Annotated in this window: 18 protein-coding genes; 14 read left to right on the top strand and 4 right to left on the bottom strand. The window is 63.6% G+C overall.

Annotated elements, in window-relative coordinates:
• The first annotated feature begins 1 nt into the window (after position 1).
• Positions 2–715 carry a DNA/RNA nuclease SfsA gene (sfsA, locus tag ACVWY1_RS12885; RefSeq protein WP_457378375.1) on the top strand — a complete coding sequence of 238 codons (714 nt, stop codon included), beginning with the start codon at positions 2–4 and terminating at the stop codon, positions 713–715.
• Here sfsA and ACVWY1_RS12880 read toward each other — a convergent pair.
• Complete coding sequence (locus ACVWY1_RS12880) at positions 705–1022, bottom strand: Rieske (2Fe-2S) protein (protein ID WP_457378374.1); 318 nt, start codon at positions 1020–1022, stop codon at positions 705–707. The genes sfsA and ACVWY1_RS12880 overlap by 11 nt on opposite strands.
• A gap of 162 nt (positions 1023–1184) precedes the next feature.
• Between ACVWY1_RS12880 and ACVWY1_RS12875 the strand changes: the two genes are divergently transcribed.
• The 4 genes from ACVWY1_RS12875 to ACVWY1_RS12860 are packed head-to-tail and all read left to right on the top strand — an operon-like array spanning position 1185 to position 4776.
• Positions 1185–2069, top strand: a complete 885-nt coding sequence (locus ACVWY1_RS12875; RefSeq protein WP_267302379.1) for a heme/hemin ABC transporter substrate-binding protein — start codon at positions 1185–1187, stop codon at positions 2067–2069.
• 50 nt (positions 2070–2119) lie between these two features.
• Positions 2120–3103 (top strand): FecCD family ABC transporter permease, encoded by a 984-nt coding sequence (locus ACVWY1_RS12870; protein ID WP_172670917.1) that lies wholly within the window; start codon positions 2120–2122, stop codon positions 3101–3103.
• Positions 3103–3870 (top strand): heme ABC transporter ATP-binding protein, encoded by a 768-nt coding sequence (locus ACVWY1_RS12865; protein WP_457378373.1) that lies wholly within the window; start codon positions 3103–3105, stop codon positions 3868–3870. Before ACVWY1_RS12870 ends, ACVWY1_RS12865 begins: the two co-directional genes overlap by 1 nt.
• Positions 3871–3882: 12 nt before the next feature.
• On the top strand, positions 3883–4776 hold the full coding sequence (locus ACVWY1_RS12860; protein ID WP_457378372.1) for a ChaN family lipoprotein: 894 nt from the start codon (positions 3883–3885) through the stop codon (positions 4774–4776).
• A gap of 171 nt (positions 4777–4947) precedes the next feature.
• On the opposite strand, the gene ACVWY1_RS12855 is transcribed toward ACVWY1_RS12860, so the two are convergent.
• The 3 genes from ACVWY1_RS12855 to ACVWY1_RS12845 all read right to left on the bottom strand — a co-directional run bounded on the left by ACVWY1_RS12855 (position 4948) and on the right by ACVWY1_RS12845 (position 7517).
• Complete coding sequence (locus ACVWY1_RS12855) at positions 4948–5232, bottom strand: TfoX/Sxy family protein (protein WP_046854091.1); 285 nt, start codon at positions 5230–5232, stop codon at positions 4948–4950.
• Positions 5233–5500: 268 nt separating this feature from the next.
• A complete protein-coding gene (locus ACVWY1_RS12850; RefSeq protein WP_102683213.1) occupies positions 5501–5854 on the bottom strand; it encodes a pentapeptide repeat-containing protein in 354 nt (117 codons plus the stop codon).
• Between the two features lie 100 nt (positions 5855–5954).
• A complete protein-coding gene (locus ACVWY1_RS12845) occupies positions 5955–7517 on the bottom strand; it encodes a bifunctional aminoglycoside phosphotransferase/ATP-binding protein (protein ID WP_102683214.1) in 1563 nt (520 codons plus the stop codon).
• Positions 7518–7634: 117 nt separating this feature from the next.
• On the opposite strand from ACVWY1_RS12845, the gene mrcB reads away from it, so the two are divergent.
• The 9 genes from mrcB (at position 7635) to msrQ (ending at position 17482) form a co-directional block, all read left to right on the top strand.
• Positions 7635–9956 carry a penicillin-binding protein 1B gene (gene mrcB / locus ACVWY1_RS12840; protein ID WP_457378371.1) on the top strand — a complete coding sequence of 774 codons (2322 nt, stop codon included), beginning with the start codon at positions 7635–7637 and terminating at the stop codon, positions 9954–9956.
• Between the two features lie 26 nt (positions 9957–9982).
• Positions 9983–10762, top strand: coding sequence for a tetratricopeptide repeat protein (locus tag ACVWY1_RS12835; protein ID WP_102683216.1), 780 nt, complete (start codon positions 9983–9985; stop codon positions 10760–10762).
• Entirely contained in the window at positions 10759–11091 is a 333-nt protein-coding gene (locus ACVWY1_RS12830) for a YqcC family protein (protein WP_102683217.1), read from the top strand. The genes ACVWY1_RS12835 and ACVWY1_RS12830 overlap by 4 nt, the downstream gene beginning before the upstream one ends.
• A gap of 407 nt (positions 11092–11498) precedes the next feature.
• On the top strand, positions 11499–13223 hold the full coding sequence (locus tag ACVWY1_RS12825) for an acetolactate synthase 3 large subunit (protein ID WP_102683220.1): 1725 nt from the start codon (positions 11499–11501) through the stop codon (positions 13221–13223).
• 1 nt (position 13224) lies between these two features.
• Positions 13225–13716 (top strand): acetolactate synthase small subunit, encoded by a 492-nt coding sequence (gene ilvN, locus ACVWY1_RS12820; RefSeq protein WP_003250040.1) that lies wholly within the window; start codon positions 13225–13227, stop codon positions 13714–13716.
• A 54-nt stretch (positions 13717–13770) separates the two neighbouring features.
• The gene (ilvC, locus tag ACVWY1_RS12815; RefSeq protein ID WP_027917653.1) at positions 13771–14787 is read left to right on the top strand and encodes a ketol-acid reductoisomerase; all 1017 of its coding nucleotides are present in this window, start codon (positions 13771–13773) and stop codon (positions 14785–14787) included.
• 150 nt (positions 14788–14937) lie between these two features.
• Positions 14938–15789, top strand: a complete 852-nt coding sequence (gene pssA / locus ACVWY1_RS12810) for a CDP-diacylglycerol--serine O-phosphatidyltransferase (protein WP_028691215.1) — start codon at positions 14938–14940, stop codon at positions 15787–15789.
• A gap of 77 nt (positions 15790–15866) precedes the next feature.
• Entirely contained in the window at positions 15867–16880 is a 1014-nt protein-coding gene (gene msrP, locus ACVWY1_RS12805; RefSeq protein ID WP_457378370.1) for a protein-methionine-sulfoxide reductase catalytic subunit MsrP, read from the top strand.
• Entirely contained in the window at positions 16880–17482 is a 603-nt protein-coding gene (gene msrQ / locus ACVWY1_RS12800; RefSeq protein ID WP_457378369.1) for a protein-methionine-sulfoxide reductase heme-binding subunit MsrQ, read from the top strand. Before msrP ends, msrQ begins: the two co-directional genes overlap by 1 nt.
• Positions 17483–18288: the final 806 nt, after the last annotated feature.

The following is an 18288-nucleotide window of genomic DNA, read 5'->3' as shown; positions in this document are numbered from 1 at the left end:
GATGCTGTTTCCGCAACTGGAACAGGCGCGACTGCTACGCCGCTATAAACGCTTCCTGGCCGACATCGAGCTGGCAACTGGCGAGCAGTTGACCATTCACTGCCCCAACACTGGCTCCATGCTCAATTGCATGCGCGAGGGCGGGCAGGTCTGGTTCAGCCGCTCCAGCGATCCCAAGCGCAAGCTGCCCGGTACCTGGGAGATCAGCGAAACGCCCCAGGGGCGGCTGGCCTGTGTCAACACCGGGCGCGCCAATGCGGTGGTGGAGGAAGCGCTGCGGGCCGGGGTGATCACGGAGCTTGCCGGGTTCACCACGCTCAAGCGTGAAGTGGCGTATGGCGAGGAACGTAGCCGTATCGACTTCTACCTGGAGTTCGCCAATGGCGACAAAGCCTATGTCGAGGTCAAGAGCGTGACCCTTGGTTACCCCGATACCGCCGTGGCGGCGTTCCCTGACGCCGTCACCCAGCGCGGCGCCAAGCACCTGCGCGAGCTGGCCGCCCTGGCACGCCAGGGCATCCGCGCGGTGCAGCTGTATTGCGTGAATCTGACCGGCATCGAGGCCGTGCGCCCGGCCCAGGAGATCGACGCCGCCTACGCCCAGGCACTGCGCGCCGCGGTGGCGGAAGGTGTCGAGGTGTTGGCTTATGGCACGCGCCTGGATGCCCAACAACTGGTCATCGACCGGCCACTGCCGGTATTGCTCAATCCGTGAACCAGATGCCCTGGCTGTCTTCCCGGCAGTCCAGGGCCTCCAGCCAGTCGCCCGCGCAGGGGCCAGTAATGCATTCGCCGCTTTCTATCAGGAACTGGGCCCCGTGATGGGCGCACTGGATCAGGCTCGCGCTGTCATCGAGAAAGCTGTCCGCCGCCCAGTTCAGCGGGATGCCCCGGTGCGGGCAGCGGTTGCGGTAGAGGTGGACCGTGCCCTGGCGGCGCACGCCGAACAGCGCTATGCCGGCTACGCTGAAGGCGCGGCTGTGGCCCTCGGCGAGGTCATTGGAGGCGCAGAGAAAATGCATCGCAGCGGAGTCTTCCGGTTAAGCCGTGTGACAAAGGGATGGCTTGACGCTTCAATGCGAATAATTATCAAATTGCCCGCATTCGTCGCGCCAGGCTGTCTATGGTGCGCACTTGTGCCGCCCGCCACAAGGTGTGCTGCCCGCCCTCTGCAAAGGAATCCGATGATGCGCCGTCCCGCTGCCTTGATTGCCCTGTGCGCCGGTCTTGCCCTGTCTACCCACACCATGGCCGCCGAGCTGCCACAGCGCTGGGTGAGCGCCGGCGGAGCCTTGAGTGAGTGGATCAGCGCTTTGGGCGGTGAGCAGCGCCTGGTCGGCGTCGATACCACCAGCCAGCACCCCGAGTCGCTCAAGGCGCTGCCCAGCATCGGTTACCAGCGCCAGTTATCGGCCGAAGGCATCCTCAGCCTGCGTCCTGACGTGCTGGTGGGCACCGAGGAAATGGGGCCACCGCCGGTGCTGGCGCAGATCCGCAAGGCCGGGGTGCGGGTCGAGCTGTTCTCCAGCAAGGCCGAAGTGGGCGCGGTTGACGAGAACCTCAAGCACCTGGGGGCATTGCTCGGCGACGAGCACAAGGCCAAGACGTTGGCCGCCGATTACCGCCAGCAACTGGAGGCGTTGCACAAACAGGTCGAGCAGGCCCAGGCCGGGCAGAAGGCGCCTGGGGTGTTGCTGCTGGTCGGGCATGCCGGCGCCAAGCCGATGATCGCCGGGCAGGGCACTGCCGGGGACTGGGTGCTGCGCCAGGCGGGTGGGCGCAATCTTGCCGATCACCAGGGCTACAAGAACTTCTCGGTGGAAGCCCTCGCCGCGCTGAATCCGGACGTGGTGGTGTTCTCTGACCGTGCCCTCAGCGGTGAACAGGCCTTGCAGGCACTGATCAAGGAAAACCCGGCCCTGGCGACGTCCCGCGCGGTGCGCGACAAGCGCCTGCTGTCGCTCGACCCGACGTTGCTGGTCGGCGGCCTCGGCCCGCGCCTGCCGGCCACCCTGCATGAGCTGGCAGCCAGCTTCTATCCCGCCGCCAAGGCCAGCCTCAATCCATGATGCCGCGGGTTCGTCCACGTACGTTGTTCATTACCCTGGCCTTGTTGTGCCTGCTGGCGGTGTGGCTGTCGCTGGCGCTGGGGCCGGTCAGCCTGCCGCTGTTCGATACCCTGCGCGCCGGCCTGCGCCTGGTCGGGTTGCCGGTCAGTGGCGAGGGCCTGGAGCAGGCCGAGATGATCCTCGGCCAGATCCGCCTGCCGCGAACCCTGCTGGGTCTGGCGGTCGGCGCCGTGCTGGCATTGTCCGGCGTGGCGATGCAGGGGTTGTTCCGCAACCCGCTGGCCGATCCGGGGCTGGTCGGTGTCGCCAGCGGCGCCGCCCTGGGGGCTGCGGTGGCGATCGTCGGTGGCAGCTGGCTGGGCGGCATTCCTGACTGGTTTGCGCCTTACCTGTTGTCGTTGTGTGCCTTCGTCGGTGGCCTGGGCGTAACGGCGATGGTCTATCGCCTGGGGCGCCGCGACGGCCAGACCAACGTGGCGACCATGCTCCTGGCCGGTATCGCGATGACCGCGCTGGGCGGCTCGGCGGTGGGCCTGTTCACTTACCTGGCCGACGACGCCACTTTGCGTACCCTGACCTTCTGGAACCTGGGCAGCCTCAACGGCGCCAGCTACGAGCGACTGTGGCCCTTGCTGCTGGTGGCGGCGGCCGTGGCCTTGTGGCTGCCGCGCCGGGCGCAGGCGCTCAACGCGTTGCTGCTAGGCGAGTCGGAGGCGCGGCACCTTGGCATCGAGGTGGAAAAGCTCAAGCGCGAGCTGGTGTTCTGCACCGCGCTCGGCGTAGGGGCGGCGGTTGCCGCCGCCGGTCTGATCGGCTTCATCGGCCTGGTGGTGCCGCACCTGGTGCGGCTGGTGGCGGGGCCGGATCATCGGGTGCTGCTGCCGGCCTCGTTGCTGGCGGGCGGTACCTTGCTACTGTTCGCCGACCTGGTCGCGCGCCTGGCCCTGGCCCCGGCAGAGTTGCCGATCGGCATCGTCACCGCCTTTATCGGGGCGCCATTCTTCCTGTTCCTGCTGGTGAAGGTGCGCAACTGATGCTCGACGTCCAAGGGCTGTCTCTCAAACGTGGTGGCAGCCAGGTGCTGCACGACATCAACCTCACGTTGCGGCCAGGGCAGGTGCTCGGTGTGCTCGGGCCCAATGGCGCCGGCAAGAGCAGCCTGCTCGGCGTGCTGTGTGGCGAACTGGCGCCCAGCGCCGGGCGCGTGCAGCTCGATGGGCGCGGACTGGACGCCTGGTCGGGCCAGGCGCGGGCGCAACGCCTGGCGGTATTGCCACAGGTGTCCAGCCTTGGCTTTGCCTTCAGTGTCGCGGAAGTGGTCGGCCTCGGCCGCCTGCCCCATGCCAGCGGCCGTCAGCGCGACCGGGAAATCATCGAGGCGGCGCTGGAGGCGGCGGATGCCCAGCACCTGGTCGAGCGCAGCTACCTGGCGCTGTCCGGTGGGGAACGGCAGCGCGTGCACCTGGCGCGGGTGCTGGCCCAGCTGTGGCCGGGCGAGCCCGGCACCACGCTGTTGCTGGATGAACCCACTTCTGCGCTGGACCCGCTGCATCAGCACACCACGCTGCAGGCGGTACGCAGTTTCGCCGACCGTGGCGCGTCGGTGCTGGTGATCCTGCATGACCTGAACCTGGCGGCGCGCTACTGTGACCATATTCTCTTGTTGGAGCAGGGCCGCAGCCATGCACTGGGCACACCGCAACAAGTGCTGACACCGACGGCGCTGCGGGCGGTGTTCGGCATTGACGTCCTGGTGCAACCTCACCCGGAGCGCGGCCATCCGTTGATCATCACTCGCTAGGAGCCATTCGCCATGCGCCATCCTTTGCTGTCCGGCTTGTCCATCTGCCTGGCGCTGGCGCTCGGCGGTTGCCAGGCGAGCCTGCCACCCGTGCCTGCCTGGCAGGGGGCCGAAGGCCGCGACAACGTCCAGTTGGGGCAGATCATCGAGTTGTCCACCGGCCAGGCATTGAGCCCTGGGCAGTTGGTCCAGCGCCTGGCCGATGCGCCACGCGTGCTGGTGGGTGAAAAGCACGACAACCCCGACCACCACCGCTTGCAGCTCTGGTTGCTGCGCGCCCTGGAGAGCCGCCGCGCGCAGGGCAGCCTGCTGCTGGAAATGCTTGAGCCGCAACAGCAGGCGCTGGTCGATGCGCAGAAGGGCAAGGTAACGCCTGCAGCAGACCTACCGAAGGCGCTCGCCTGGCAACCCGGCTGGGATTGGGCGCTGTACGGGCCTATCGTGCGCGAGGCCCTTGGCCAGCCATACCCGCTACTGGCGGCGAACCTGTCGCCCGATGAAATCCGCCAAGCCTATCGCCAACCGGCGCCACCTCCGGGCGAGCGCTCCAATGCGCCGGCAGTGGTGCAGGCGTTGCTGGCACAGGTGCGTGCCGGCCACTGCAACCTGCTGCCGGAAAGCCAGCTACCGGCGATGCTGGCGGTGCAGCAGCAGCGTGACCGGCGCATCGCCGAGCGCTTGCTGGCCGCGCCGCAGCCGGCGCTGTTGCTCACTGGCAGCTACCATGCGCGCAAGGATCTCGGCGTGCCGCTGCACCTGGCCGACCTGGACGCCAAGCCCGAGGACAAGGTGCTGTTGCTGGCGGAAGTGGGGGAAACGGTCGAGCCGGCCATGGCGGACTTCGTCTGGTACACCCCGGCGACACCGGAGCAGGACTACTGCGCCCAGCTGCGCAAGGGCCACTGAATCGCAGGCAAAAAAAGACCCGGCAAAAAGCCGGGTCAATAACCGTGATTAGCCTGATGAGGAGATAATCTGAGCGTCCGAACCAGGGAGCATTCAGGTTACCCAACCGGTCTCGCGACCAGTTGTGATAATCATAACGATTCTCATTTCGTAGTCAATGTCTTTGCACAATTATTTTTCGTTCTTTTGTGATTGGGCTGGGCACTTGGCATCGAGCTGCTGGTTCAACGCCTGCTTGCGTTCGACCGGCAGGTCATTCCAGTGCATGTCCAGCAGGGCGCCCTCGATGGCATACAACAACACCTTCGAAGCCCGGAACCCTCGCGTTCTCACGGCCTGATAGGCACCCACCGCGCCAAGTCGGCGCAGGTCCGATGCACTGTGGATGCCGACAGCATGCAGCCATTGCGCGGAGGTCTTGCCAAGGTTTTTCAGATGCTGCAATTCATCGTTCATCGAGCCTCCTGGCGATGGCTGAACGGGTCGTGGGGATAAATCGCGAGCAGGTCAATGAGGAGTGTAGCGGGGGTTGTGGATTACGCGGCCTTTTGCCATCGGGGCCGACGGGATGTAGCGTTCTGGCTGAACGGGAGCGGGCAAACGTGGGAGCGGGCTGGCCCCACGACGGCGATCGCAGGGGCTGATGCTATCGCGGGGCAAGCCCGCTCCCACGTGTATCCGTTCCCGCAAGGCTTGTGGCCACAGCCTTGTGCAGGCCAGACGCTTACCCGTGGCGTGGGCTGCGATAACGCATCCGCGTCCCGAACTTCACCGACATCAGGATCTCGTCGGCACTCAGCTCGGCCGGGAAATACGTCCCGGAGATTTGCGCATGCGCCAGGCTCGCCCCTTCCAGGCCATTTTCCCGCAGGTCCAGCCCACGCAGGTCGGCGGCGCGGAAGTAGGCATCGGTGAAGTCGATGCCACGCACATCCAGGTCGCGCAGGTCCAGGCCACGGAAATCACCGCCGCGAAAGTCGATGAGCGAGTCGGTGGGCTTCTCGCGGTTGAACGCCGCGATCTTCTCGTCGCGGATCATCGCAAACAGTACGTTGTCCAGCTGACGGGGTTGATTCATGGCGGCGCCTCCTCCGTGGGGTGTGATGATATTGTAATGCCATCACTGGAGGGGCACCGGACTTCAGGCGTGAACTGTCGACTGCTTCACGCCTGGCGGGTCAGAGGCCGGGCAGGCGTTGGCGAATCTGCTCGATCACCTTGTTCATGTTGTTGGCGTCCTGGGTGTCGACGCGGGTGCTTTGCGCCAGTTCCTCGGCATCCAGTGGATCGCGGCTGGCCTGTTGCGCCTTGACCACCTCCAGGGTGGCGTCCGACGGGTCGACGGCCTCGGCCTGGCGTTGCGCCAGCCAGCTGGCGATCACCGCGTCCGGGGCTTGGCAGTCGAGGATCAGGAACGGCACGCCGGTCTCGCTGGCGACCTCGGCCGCTGCCTTGCGCTGCTCATGCTTGAGGTAGGTGGCGTCGAGTACCACCGGGAACCCGGCGTGCAGGATGATCGCTGCCAGCTCGTGCAGGCGCTGGTAGGTGGCAACGCTGGCCTGCTTGTCGTAGATGCCGGCCTCCAGATGACCAGCATCGGCCGCCGATTGCTTGCCGAACAGGCGCTTGCGCTCGACGTCCGAGCGCACGCGCACTGCGCCGAGCGCCTCGACCAGGCGCATCGCCACGTGGCTCTTGCCCACCGCCGAGACGCCCTGGGTGATGGCCAGCAGGCGCGAAGGGATGGCGCTGTAGCTCTCGGCCAGGTTGGCATAGTTGCGGTAGGTGCGCAGGGTGGTGGCGCGCTGCACGCCATCGGCCTCGGCCGGCATGCTGAACAGCGCGACCTTGGCCCGCACCAGGGCGCGGTAGGCCTTGTAGAAATTCAGCAGTTCCAGGCCCTGGTAGTCGCCGGTCAGCTCCAGGTACTGGCTGATGAAGCGCCGCGACAGGCACTTCAGGCCGCGGTCCTCGAGGTCCATGGCCAGGAAGCCGACGTCGGCGTAGACGTCGGTCAGGCGGAAGGGCTCGTTGAACTCGATGCAGTCGAAGATCACCACCTGGCCGTCGATCAGGGTGGCGTTGCCCAGGTGGATGTCACCGTGGCATTCGCGGATGAAGCCATTGGCCTTGCGCGCTTCGAGCAGGCCGTGCAGGCGCTTGAAGCTGTCCTGGGCCCAGGCTTGCAGTGCGTCCAGTTGCTGCAGGTCGGCCTTGTCGCTGAGGAACGGGCGGATCTGTTCGAAGTTCTGCTCCACCGGTGCCATCACCGCGTCCGGGGTGCCCAGGGGGTGTTCGACCGGCACCTTGGGCGCCTGCAGGTGGAACTCGGCGATCTGCCGGGCCATCTGGTCGATATGGCCGGCGTTCAGCTCGCCGTTGGCCTGCAGGGTGCTGAGCATCTGGCCCTGGGGGAACTGGCGCATCTTCAGCGCGTATTCGATCGCCGGGCCTTCGCCGTCGATCTGCGGCGCTTCGACGCTACCGGTGATCGGCAGCACTTCCAGGTACAGACCTTCGGTCAGGCGCTGGTTCAGGCGCAGCTCTTCATTACAAAAATGCCCGCGCTGGTCGAGGCCGGTGAAGTCGAGGAAGCCGAAGTTCATCGGTTTCTTGATCTTGTAGGCAAACTCGCCGGTAAGCAGGACCCAGGAGATATGCGTCTCGATGAGCTCGAAGCCCGCGACAGGGTGCGGATAGAGGGCGGGGTTCTGTAGCGCGCTGATCAGGGCTTGGCTCACGGATCATCCTTCAGGGGTCAGGGAATTCGAATCGAACATTATGGTCAATGGTGCCGTCCCTGCAAACCGCCGAGGGGCGTCTGCCTCCCTTTTCCAAAGTGCGTATAATCCGCCGCCATGACTCGTACCCGAAATTCCCGCACTCCTAAAAAACGCCCGACCGGCCGTGCCCGTGCCTGGCTGGGCTGGGCGCTCAAGCTCAGCCTGGTCGGCCTGGTACTGATCGCCGGCTTCGCGGTCTACCTCGACGCCACTGTCCAGGAGAAGTTCTCCGGCAAGCGCTGGACCATCCCGGCCAAGGTGTATGCCCGGCCGCTGGAGCTGTTCGTCGGCCAGAAGCTGAGCCGCAACGACTTCCTCACCGAGCTCGATGCCCTCGGCTACCGTCGGGAAAGCGCGGCCAACGGCCCGGGGGCGGCGTCGGTCAACGGCAATACCGTCGACCTCAATACCCGTGGCTTCCAGTTCTACGAGGGCATGGAGCCGGCGCAGTTCGTGCGCGTGCGCTTCTCCGGCGATTATGTCGCGGGCCTCAGTGGTGCCAACGGCGGCAAGCTCGACGTGGTGCGCCTTGAGCCGCTGATGATTGGCGGCATCTACCCGAAGAACCTCGAAGACCGCATCCTGATCAAGATCGATCAGGTGCCGCCGTATCTGGTGGAAACCCTGATCGCCACCGAGGACCGCGACTTCTACAGCCACTTCGGCGTGTCGCCCAAGTCCATCGCCCGCGCGGTGTGGGTCAACACTTCGTCCGGCGCCATGCGCCAGGGCGGCAGTACCCTGACTCAGCAGTTGGTGAAGAACTTCTTTCTCACCAACGAGCGCAGTCTCAGCCGCAAGCTGACCGAAGCGATGATGTCGCTGCTCCTGGAAGTGCACTACGACAAGCACGAGATCCTCGAGGCCTACCTGAACGAAGTGTTCATCGGACAGGACGGCCAGCGCGCGGTGCACGGCTTCGGTCTGGCCAGCCAGTTCTTCTTCAGCCAGCCGCTGCAGGAGCTCAAGCTGCACCAGATCGCCCTGCTGGTGGGCATGGTCAAGGGCCCGTCATACTACAACCCGCGCCGCCACCCCGAGCGCGCCCTGCAACGGCGCAACCTGGTGCTCGACCTGCTCGCCGAGCAAGGCGTGGCCCCTCAGGACGTGGTCGACGCGGCCAAGAAGATGCCCCTGGGCGTGACCAAGCGCGGCAGCCTGGCCGACAGCTCGTTCCCGGCCTTCCTCGACCTGGTCAAGCGTCAGCTGCGCCAGGATTACCGCGACGAAGACTTGACCGAAGAAGGCCTGCGCATCTTCACCAGTTTCGACCCGATCCTGCAGATGAAGGCCGAAACCGCCATGAGCGAGACCTTCAAACGCCTGGCCGGGCGCAAGGGCGCCGACGAAGTCGAGTCGGCGATGGTCGTCACCAACCCGGAAACCGGTGAGGTGCAGGCGCTGATCGGTAGCCGTCAGTCGGGCTTCGCCGGTTTCAACCGCGCCATCGATGCAGTGCGGCCGATCGGTTCGCTGGTCAAGCCGGCGGTCTACCTGACCGCGCTGGAACAGCCGAGCAAGTTCACCCTCACCAGCTGGGTGCATGACGAGCCGTTCTCGGTCAAAGGCGCCGATGGCCAGGTATGGCGGCCGCAGAACTACGACCGCCGCCCACATGGCACCATCTATCTGTACCAGGGCCTGGCCAACTCCTACAACCTGTCCACCGCCAAGCTGGGGCTTGAAGTGGGCGTGCCCAACGTGATCAAGACCATCGCCCGGCTCGGCGTGCAGGTCGACTGGCAGGCGTTCCCGTCGATGCTGCTGGGCGCCGGCGGCATGTCGCCGATGCAGGTGGCAACCATGTACCAGACCATCGCCAACGGCGGCTTCAATACGCCGATGCGCGGCATCCGCAGCGTGCTCACCGCCGAAGGCGAGCCGCTCAAGCGCTACCCGTTCCAGATCCAGCAGACCTTCGACCCAGGCTCGATCTACCTGGTGCAGAACGCCATGCAGCGGGTGATGCGTGAAGGTACCGGGCGCTCGGTGTACAGCACGCTGCCGAGCTCGCTGACCCTGGCCGGCAAGACCGGCACCAGCAACGACTCGCGCGACAGCTGGTTCTCCGGTTTCAGCCAGGACCTGCTGGCGGTGGTCTGGCTGGGCCGCGACGACAACGGCAAGACGCCGTTCACCGGTGCCACCGGCGCGTTGCAGGTGTGGACCAGCTTCATGAAGAAGGCCGACCCGCTGCCGCTGGATATGCCGCAGCCGGACAACGTGGTGCAGGCCTGGATCGACCCTTACAGCGGCCAGGGTTCCGACGGCAGCTGTCCGGGAGCGGTGCAGATGCCGTATATTCGTGGCAGTGAACCGCCCGCAGGCGCCGCTTGTGGCGGCGAGCAGAACCCGGCCGAAGAGGTGATGGACTGGGTCAAGGGCTGGATGAATTGAGCGCGAGCTTCTGAAGAGGGTGTGAAGTGAACAAGTGGTGGATTCCTGCCGTGGCGGCAGTGACCGTTCTGCACGGCTGTACCAGCGTCCCGCGTGGCAATATTCCGGTGGTCGATTCGAGCACCCGGGTCTCCAACAGCGAGCGCGTCTCGGCCAACCGCACGTCGGCTTATCCGACCAGCGGCGGCAGCAGCCAGGCCCAGTCATTGCCGGAAGACTCCGGCGTCACCGTGATGATCCCGCAAGGGACAGGCGGGGCGCCGATCCAGTCGTTCCCGGCAGGCACGGGCCCCGCACCGATCAGCACCGGTCCGATCACCCCGGGCCCGGTCAGCAGTGGGCCGATCACGACCAACCCCAACCCGATTGCCGACGAACCGTTCGACATCGCCTCGATGAGCAACCCGGCGCCGGTGACCAGCGCCCCGACCGGTATTCCGCGTGGCAACGCGTCCAGTGGTGGCTTGTCGGCCGACGAGCAGCTCGACGGCCCGGTGCTGGCCTTGCTCACCACTGCCCAGCAGCAGCAGGGCAGCGGCGACTTCAACGGCGCCGCGTCGAGCCTGGAGCGTGCCCAGCGCATTGCCCCGCGTGAGCCGCAGGTGTTGTTCCGCCTGGCCCAGGTGCGTCTGTCCCAGGGCGATGCCGCGCAGTCCGAGCAACTGGCGCGCCGTGCCCTGACCTACGCCAACGGTCGCCCAGACCTGCAGGCCCAGCTGTGGAACACCATCGCCCAGGCCCGTGAAAAACAGGGTGACAGCGCAGGTGCCGCCCTGGCGCGGCAGAAGGCGCGGGTCAACCTGTGATGGAGCAGCGCATTCTCGATATTGCCGACCAGCTGCTGTTGATCGAGCAGGAGCTCAAGGTCCAGGGCTGGTGGAGCGACGCCACCCCCAGTGCCGAGGCGTTGGCCAGCGTGGAACCGTTCGCGGTGGACCGCATGGCCTTCGAACAGTGGTTGCAGTGGATATTCCTGCCGCGCATGAAGCTGATCCTCGAGCACGGGCACCCGTTGCCCAACGCCTCGGGCATTCTGGTGATGGCCGAGACGGTGTTCGTCGACCGCCCGGAACAAAGCCGCGAGCTACGGCGTTTGCTCGCAACTTTCGACCAATTGATCGCGCCTTCCGCCTGATTTCTACCGTTTTTCCTTCAAGGGCCGCAGATTGTGGCCCTTTTTTATGGAAATCTTATTTTTCCTGCTGCTGCTCGCGCCATTAGTGGTGGTGAGAATTCATCTTGATGAAAAATTGGCAATAATTTCTCTTGACTTGTGAGCGCCGAATCACAAGAATCCAGATTCCGCTGTAGAGGGACTGCCAGAAGCAGACCCGCTAAGCAGATCATGAGGCGCACACCCGCGCCGACTTGTAACACCCCGCAACGCGTTACCTCGCGCTGGGTGGGAAGGCCCGCAACACACCAGGGTATTCCCAATACTTGCTCAGTCAGTGCTGACGTTCGCTCATGCTCTGCTTGGCAGTAAACCTAATAAGACCCGCTCAGTGAGGGCGGTATTCTGGCGTTTTAGAGGTGAACAACGTGGAGCTCTTATCCGGCGCTGAAATGGTCGTCCGCTTTTTGCGCGACGAAGGCGTTAAGCACATCTACGGGTACCCTGGCGGTGCTCTCCTTCATGTTTACGATGCCTTGTTCAAGGAACCGGAAGTCCAGCACATCCTGGTTCGTCACGAGCAGGCTGCCACCCATATGGCGGACGGTTACGCCCGTGCCACCGGCAAGGCCGGTGTGGTACTGGTGACTTCCGGCCCAGGCGCGACCAATGCCATCACCGGCATTGCCACCGCCTACATGGATTCCATCCCGATGGTCATCCTGTCTGGCCAGGTGCCCAGCACCATGGTCGGCACCGATGCGTTCCAGGAAACCGACATGATCGGTATCTCCCGGCCGATCGTGAAGCACAGCTTCATGGTCAAGCACGCCTCGGAAATCCCCGAAGTCCTGAAAAAAGCCTTCTATCTGGCGCAGTCCGGCCGTCCCGGTCCGGTCGTGGTCGACATTCCAAAAGATATGACCAACCCGGCCGAGAAGTTCGAGTACATCTACCCGAAAAAGGTCAAGCTGCGTTCCTATAGCCCGGCCCTGCGCGGCCACTCCGGGCAGATCCGCAAGGCAGCCGAAATGCTCCTCGCGGCCAAGCGCCCGGTGGTCTACTCCGGCGGCGGCGTCATTCTCGGCGGCGGCTCCGAAGCCCTGACCGAAATCGCCAAGTCGTTGAACCTGCCGGTCACCAACACCCTCATGGGCCTTGGTGGCTACCCGGGCACCGACCGCCAGTTCCTCGGCATGCTCGGCATGCACGGCAGCTACACCGCCAACCTGGCCATGCACAACGCCGACGTGATCTTCGCTGTCGGTGTGCGTTTCGACGACCGCGTGGTCAACGGCCCGGCCAAGTTCTGCCCGAATGCCAAGATCATCCACATCGACATCGACCCTGCGTCGATCTCGAAAATGATCAAGGCCGACGTACCGATCGTCGGTCCGGTCGAGAGCGTATTGAGCGAAATGCTCGGCATCCTCAAGGAAATCGGCGAGCAGCCCGACAAGGCGGCGCTCGACGCCTGGTGGAAGCAGATCGACGAATGGCGTGGCGACGGTGAGCTGTTCCCCTACGACAAGGGCGACGGCAACATCATCAAGCCGCAACAGGTCATCGAGACCCTGTGCGAAGTGACCAAGGGCGATGCCTTCGTCACCTCCGACGTGGGCCAGCACCAGATGTTCGCGGCGCAGTACTACCGCTTCAACAAACCCAACCGCTGGATCAACTCCGGTGGCCTGGGCACCATGGGCTTCGGTTTCCCGGCGGCCATGGGCATCAAGCTCAACTTCCCCGATCAGGACGTGGCTTGCGTCACCGGTGAAGGCAGCATCCAGATGAACATCCAGGAGCTGTCCACCTGCATGCAGTACGGCCTGCCGGTGAAGATCGTCAACCTGAACAACGGTGTGCTGGGCATGGTTCGCCAATGGCAGGACATGTCCTACAACGGTCGCCACTCGCACTCCTATGTCGAGTCGCTGCCGGACTTCGTCAAGCTGGCCGAGGCCTATGGCCATGTGGGCATTCGCATCACCAGCCTGAAAGACCTCAAGCCGAAACTGGAAGAGGCTTTCGCGATGAAGGACCGCCTGGTGTTCATTGACATCGCGGTCGACCGGACCGAGCACGTCTATCCGATGCAGATCAAGGACGGCTCGATGCGTGACATGTGGCTGAGCAAGACGGAGCGTACCTGACATGCGGCACATCATCTCCCTGCTGCTGGAAAACGAACCCGGTGCCTTGTCTCGCGTGGTCGGCCTGTTCTCCCAGCGCAACTACAACATTGAAAGCCTGACCGTGGCTCCGACCGAAGACCCGACCCTGTCGCGTCTGACGCTGACCACCGTTGGCCATGACGAAGTGATCGAACAGATCACCAAGAACCTCAACAAGCTGGTCGAAGTGGTCAAGCTTGTCGACCTGTCGGAAAGCGCCCACATCGAGCGCGAACTGATGCTGGTCAAGGTCAAGGCCACCGGTGCCCAGCGCGCCGAGATCAAGCGCACCACGGATATCTTCCGTGGCCAGATCGTCGACGTGACCGCCAGCGTGTACACCGTGCAACTGAGCGGCACCAGCGACAAACTGGACAGCTTCATCCAGGCCATCGGCACCGCATCGATTCTCGAAACCGTGCGCAGTGGCGTCACCGGCATTGCCCGTGGCGACAAAGTGCTCAGCATCTAACTTCAAAAATAGCGATGGCTCCACAGGGGCCGAGATATAACCAGGGGTATTTTCATGAAAGTTTTCTACGACAAAGACTGCGACCTCTCCATCATCCAGGGCAAGAAAGTCGCCATCATCGGCTACGGCTCCCAGGGTCACGCCCAGGCGTGCAACCTGAAGGACTCCGGTGTGGACGTTACCGTCGGTCTGCGTAAAGGCTCGGCGACCGTTGCCAAGGCAGAAGCCCACGGCCTGAAAGTAGCCGACGTGGCCACCGCCGTCGCTGCCGCCGACCTGGTCATGATCCTGACCCCGGACGAATTCCAAGGCCAGCTGTACAAGAACGAGATCGAGCCGAACATCAAGAAAGGCGCCACCCTGGCCTTCTCCCACGGTTTCTCGATCCACTACAACCAGGTCGTTCCGCGTGCCGACCTCGACGTGATCATGATCGCGCCGAAGGCCCCGGGCCACACCGTGCGCTCCGAGTTCGTCAAAGGTGGCGGCATCCCTGACCTGATCGCCATCTACCAGGACGCCTCGGGCAACGCCAAGAACGTCGCCCTGTCCTACGCCGCTGGCGTTGGCGGTGGCCGTACCGGCATCATCGAAACCACCTTCAAGGACGAGACCGAAACCGACCTGTTCGGTGAGCAGGCCGTTCTGTGCGGCGGTACTGTCGAGCTGGTCAAGGCCGGTTTCGAAACCCTGGTCGAAGCGGGCTACGCCCCGGAAATGGCCTACTTCGAGTGCCTGCACGAGCTGAAGCTGATCGTTGACCTCATGTACGAAGGCGGTATCGCCAACATGAACTACTCGATCTCCAACAACGCCGAGTACGGTGAGTACGTCACCGGCCCTGAAGTCATCAACGAAGAATCCCGCAAGGCCATGCGCAACGCTCTGAAGCGCATCCAGGACGGCGAGTACGCGAAGATGTTCATCAGCGAAGGCGCCACCAACTATCCTTCGATGACCGCCAAGCGTCGCAACAACGCCGCCCACGGTATCGAGATCATCGGCGAGCAGCTGCGTTCGATGATGCCGTGGATCTCGGCCAACAAGATCGTCGACAAGACCAAGAACTGAGTCTTGCGTCGATAATGAAAAACGCGGCTTCGGCCGCGTTTTTTCGTTTGCGCGGTCAGCTTCTGGTATAAAGCGACCAGTGGCTCGCTGTCAGAACCGTTTTGCAGAGCCCATGTCGAACATATTCCACCCTGTTGCAAGGTACTTTTCATGAGCGAACGTCCCGAAGAGCCGAACAAGCCCTCCGACGCCGAAAGCCTGCTACCTGTCGATGAGCACGTTGAAGAAGGCCACGACGCCGAAGGGCGCAAGGTGCGTCACCGCGGTATCTATCTGCTGCCCAACCTGTTCACCACCGCGAACCTGTTCGCCGGCTTCTATTCCATCATCAGCTCGATGAGCGCGCAGAGCGCCCTGAGCGCGGGTGATCCACGCGAGGCGAGCAAGTACTTCGCCTTCGCCGCCATCGCCATCTTCGTCGCCATGGTCCTCGACGGCCTCGACGGCCGCGTGGCGCGCATGACCAATACGCAAAGCGCCTTCGGTGCCGAGTACGACTCGCTGTCGGACATGGTCGCCTTCGGCGTGGCCCCGGCGCTGCTGGCGTTCGGCTGGGCCCTGGGCGACATGGGCAAGGTCGGCTGGATGGTCGCCTTCATCTATGTGGCCGGCGCGGCCCTGCGCCTGGCGCGCTTCAACACCCAGGTCGGCACCGCCGACAAGCGCTACTTCATCGGCCTGGCCAGCCCGGCGGCGGCCGGCGTGGTGGCCGGTACCGTCTGGGCGTTCAGCGACTACGGCATCCAGGGTTCCAAGCTGTCGTTCCTGGTGGCTTTGCTGGTGGCTGCCGCCGGCATGCTGATGGTCAGCAACATCAAGTACAACAGCTTCAAGGAGCTCGACCTCAAGGGCCGCGTACCCTTTGTCGCGATCCTCGCCGTGGTGCTGGTGTTCGCCGTGGTGTTCAGCGATCCGCCGCGCATCCTGCTGCTGATCTTCCTCGCCTATGCTGCATCGGGGCCGATCCAGTTTCTGTTGCGGGCGCGCCGTCGCAAATCCTGACAAGGATTTAATCGCGGAATAACCTGCCGGCTCCATAGTCTTACGTGTACATCAGTGACCCGTACTGTGGAGCCGCCATGCTCATCAAGCTTCCCCGATCCAGCGACTGCAAGTCGTCCGAGATCACCCCCGAAAGTTTCTACCTCTCCCGTCGCAAGCTGCTGGGCGCCAGCCTTGCAGGTGCAGCCCTGGGCGCCTTGCCCCGATTGGGCGCCGCGGCGGAGGTTTCCCGCTATGCCGATGTCGAGGCGGGCAGCGCCCCAAGCTGGTTCACCGACAAGCTCGGCGCCACGCGCTGGCAGGCGGTCACCGTCAGCGGCGAGGCGATCACGCCGTTCAAGGACGCGACCCACTACAACAACTTCTATGAGTTCGGGCCCGACAAGGGCGACCCGGCGGCCAATGCCGGCAGCCTGAAGACCGAGCCGTGGAGCCTGGTGGTCGATGGCGAAGTGGCCAAGCCCGGGCGTTATGCGCTGGAGGATTTCGTCAAGCCTTACCAGCTTGAGGAGCGCGTCTATCGCCTGCGCTGCGTGGAGGCCTGGTCGATGGTGATTCCCTGGCTGGGCTTCCCGTTGGCCGAGGTGCTCAAGCAGGTCGAGCCAACCTCCAAGGCGCGCTATATCCGTTTCGAAACCCTGGAAGACTCCAAGAGCATGCCTGGGCAGCGCTCCGGCTTCGCCCTGATCGACTGGCCGTATGTGGAGGGCTTGCGACTGGACGAGGCGATGAACCCGCTGGCGATTCTGGCGGTTGGCATGTATGGCCGTGAGCTGCCCAACCAGAACGGCGCGCCGCTGCGCCTGGTGGTGCCATGGAAGTACGGCTTCAAGAGCATCAAGTCGATCGTGCGCATCAGCCTGGTGGCCGAGCAGCCTGCGACTACCTGGCAGGGTTTGGCGCCGGACGAGTACGGCTTCTATGCCAACGTCAACCCGACGGTCGACCACCCGCGCTGGACCCAGGCCCGCGAGCGGCGCCTGCCCAGCGGGCTGTTCAGCCCCAATGTGCGCGATACGCTGATGTTCAACGGCTATGCCGATGAAGTGGCGTCGCTGTATACCGGCCTCGATCTGCGGAAGAACTATTGATGCGCTATCCGTGGCTGCGCCTGGCGATCTTCGTGATCGGGTGCCTGTTTCCCGTGTGGTGGTTGTATGAGGCAGCCATGGGTTTGCTCGGCCCGGATCCGGGAAAGATCATGGTCGATCGCCTTGGCCTGGGTGCACTGGTGTTCCTGTTGATCACCCTGAGCATGACACCGCTGCAGCGGTTGACGGGGTGGTCGGGGTGGATCGTGGTACGGCGCCAGCTGGGGCTGTGGTGCTTTGCTTATATAGTGCTGCACCTGACGGCGTACCTGGTGTTCATCCTGGGGCTGGACTGGGGGCAGTTTGGCGTCGAGCTGCGCAAGCGGCCTTACATCATTGTCGGTGCATTGGGTTTTCTTGGCTTGCTGGCGCTGGCGGTCACGTCCAACCGGTATAGCCAGCGGCGCCTTGGGGCGCGGTGGAAGAAGCTGCACCGGCTGGTTTATGTGATTCTCGGGCTTGGGCTGCTGCACTTCCTGTGGATAGTACGCTCGGACCTGAAGGAGTGGGCGGTGTATGCCGCTATCGGGGTCTTTCTCCTGGTGCTGCGTATACCCCCGGTGTGGCGGCGTGTTCCACGGCTGGTGGGGGTTCGCCGATAGAGATTCGCCGCCTATGAGATCGAGCGCCGCCCGCGCGGCGCATCGCGGATGAATCCGCTCCTACATTTATTGCAACGTACCGAACCTGTCAGGCCATGGTTGCCAGCCTTGGCGCAGGGCGCAAGCCAGGTGGGGCGCCGGCAATGCCCACCGAAAAACCGCGTCGTGCAAACAAGGCTAACTACCATGACCTATCAGGCATGGCCACGTTGCAACAGATGTAGGAGCGGATTCATCCGCGATGCGCCGCGCGGGCGGCGCTCGATCTTATAGGCGCTGCAAGGCTTTCGGCGAACACCTGGTAGCCCTGACGCGGTCCTTTTCATATTCCTGAAATAAAAGGTTGACGGGCTTTCAGATCCCCTTATAATGCGCCCCACTTCCAGCGACATCGGAACGAAAAACTCCTTGAATATCAAAGAGTTGATTGTTTGGAAAGGTTCCGGAAGTGCTTCGGTCGTCAGATCGGTAGCGGTGAAAAAGGCAGTTGACAGCAGGTTGTAACGCTGTATGATTCGCCTCCCGCTACGAGAGGTCGCAGCGAGTCAAGTGTTTGAAGTTGAACGGGTTTCTCGCAAAATACTTCAAAATAAACGCTTGACACGAAATGAGGAAAGCGTAGAATGCGCGCCTCGGTTGAGACGAAAAGCGCTTAGCCAACCGCTCTTTAACAAATTGAATCAAGCAATTCGTGTGGGTGCTTGTGAGTATGGACTGATAGTCGCCAAGATTATCAGCATCACAAGTGGCCATGCGAGAAATCACATAGTCATTTGAGATTGCTGAGCCAAGTTTAGGGTTTCTTA

The sequence above is a fragment of the Pseudomonas sp. TE6288 genome, assembly GCF_054062095.1.
Note: the sequence above shows the minus strand (reverse complement) of the source record. Positions and strands in the feature narration are given on the sequence as shown.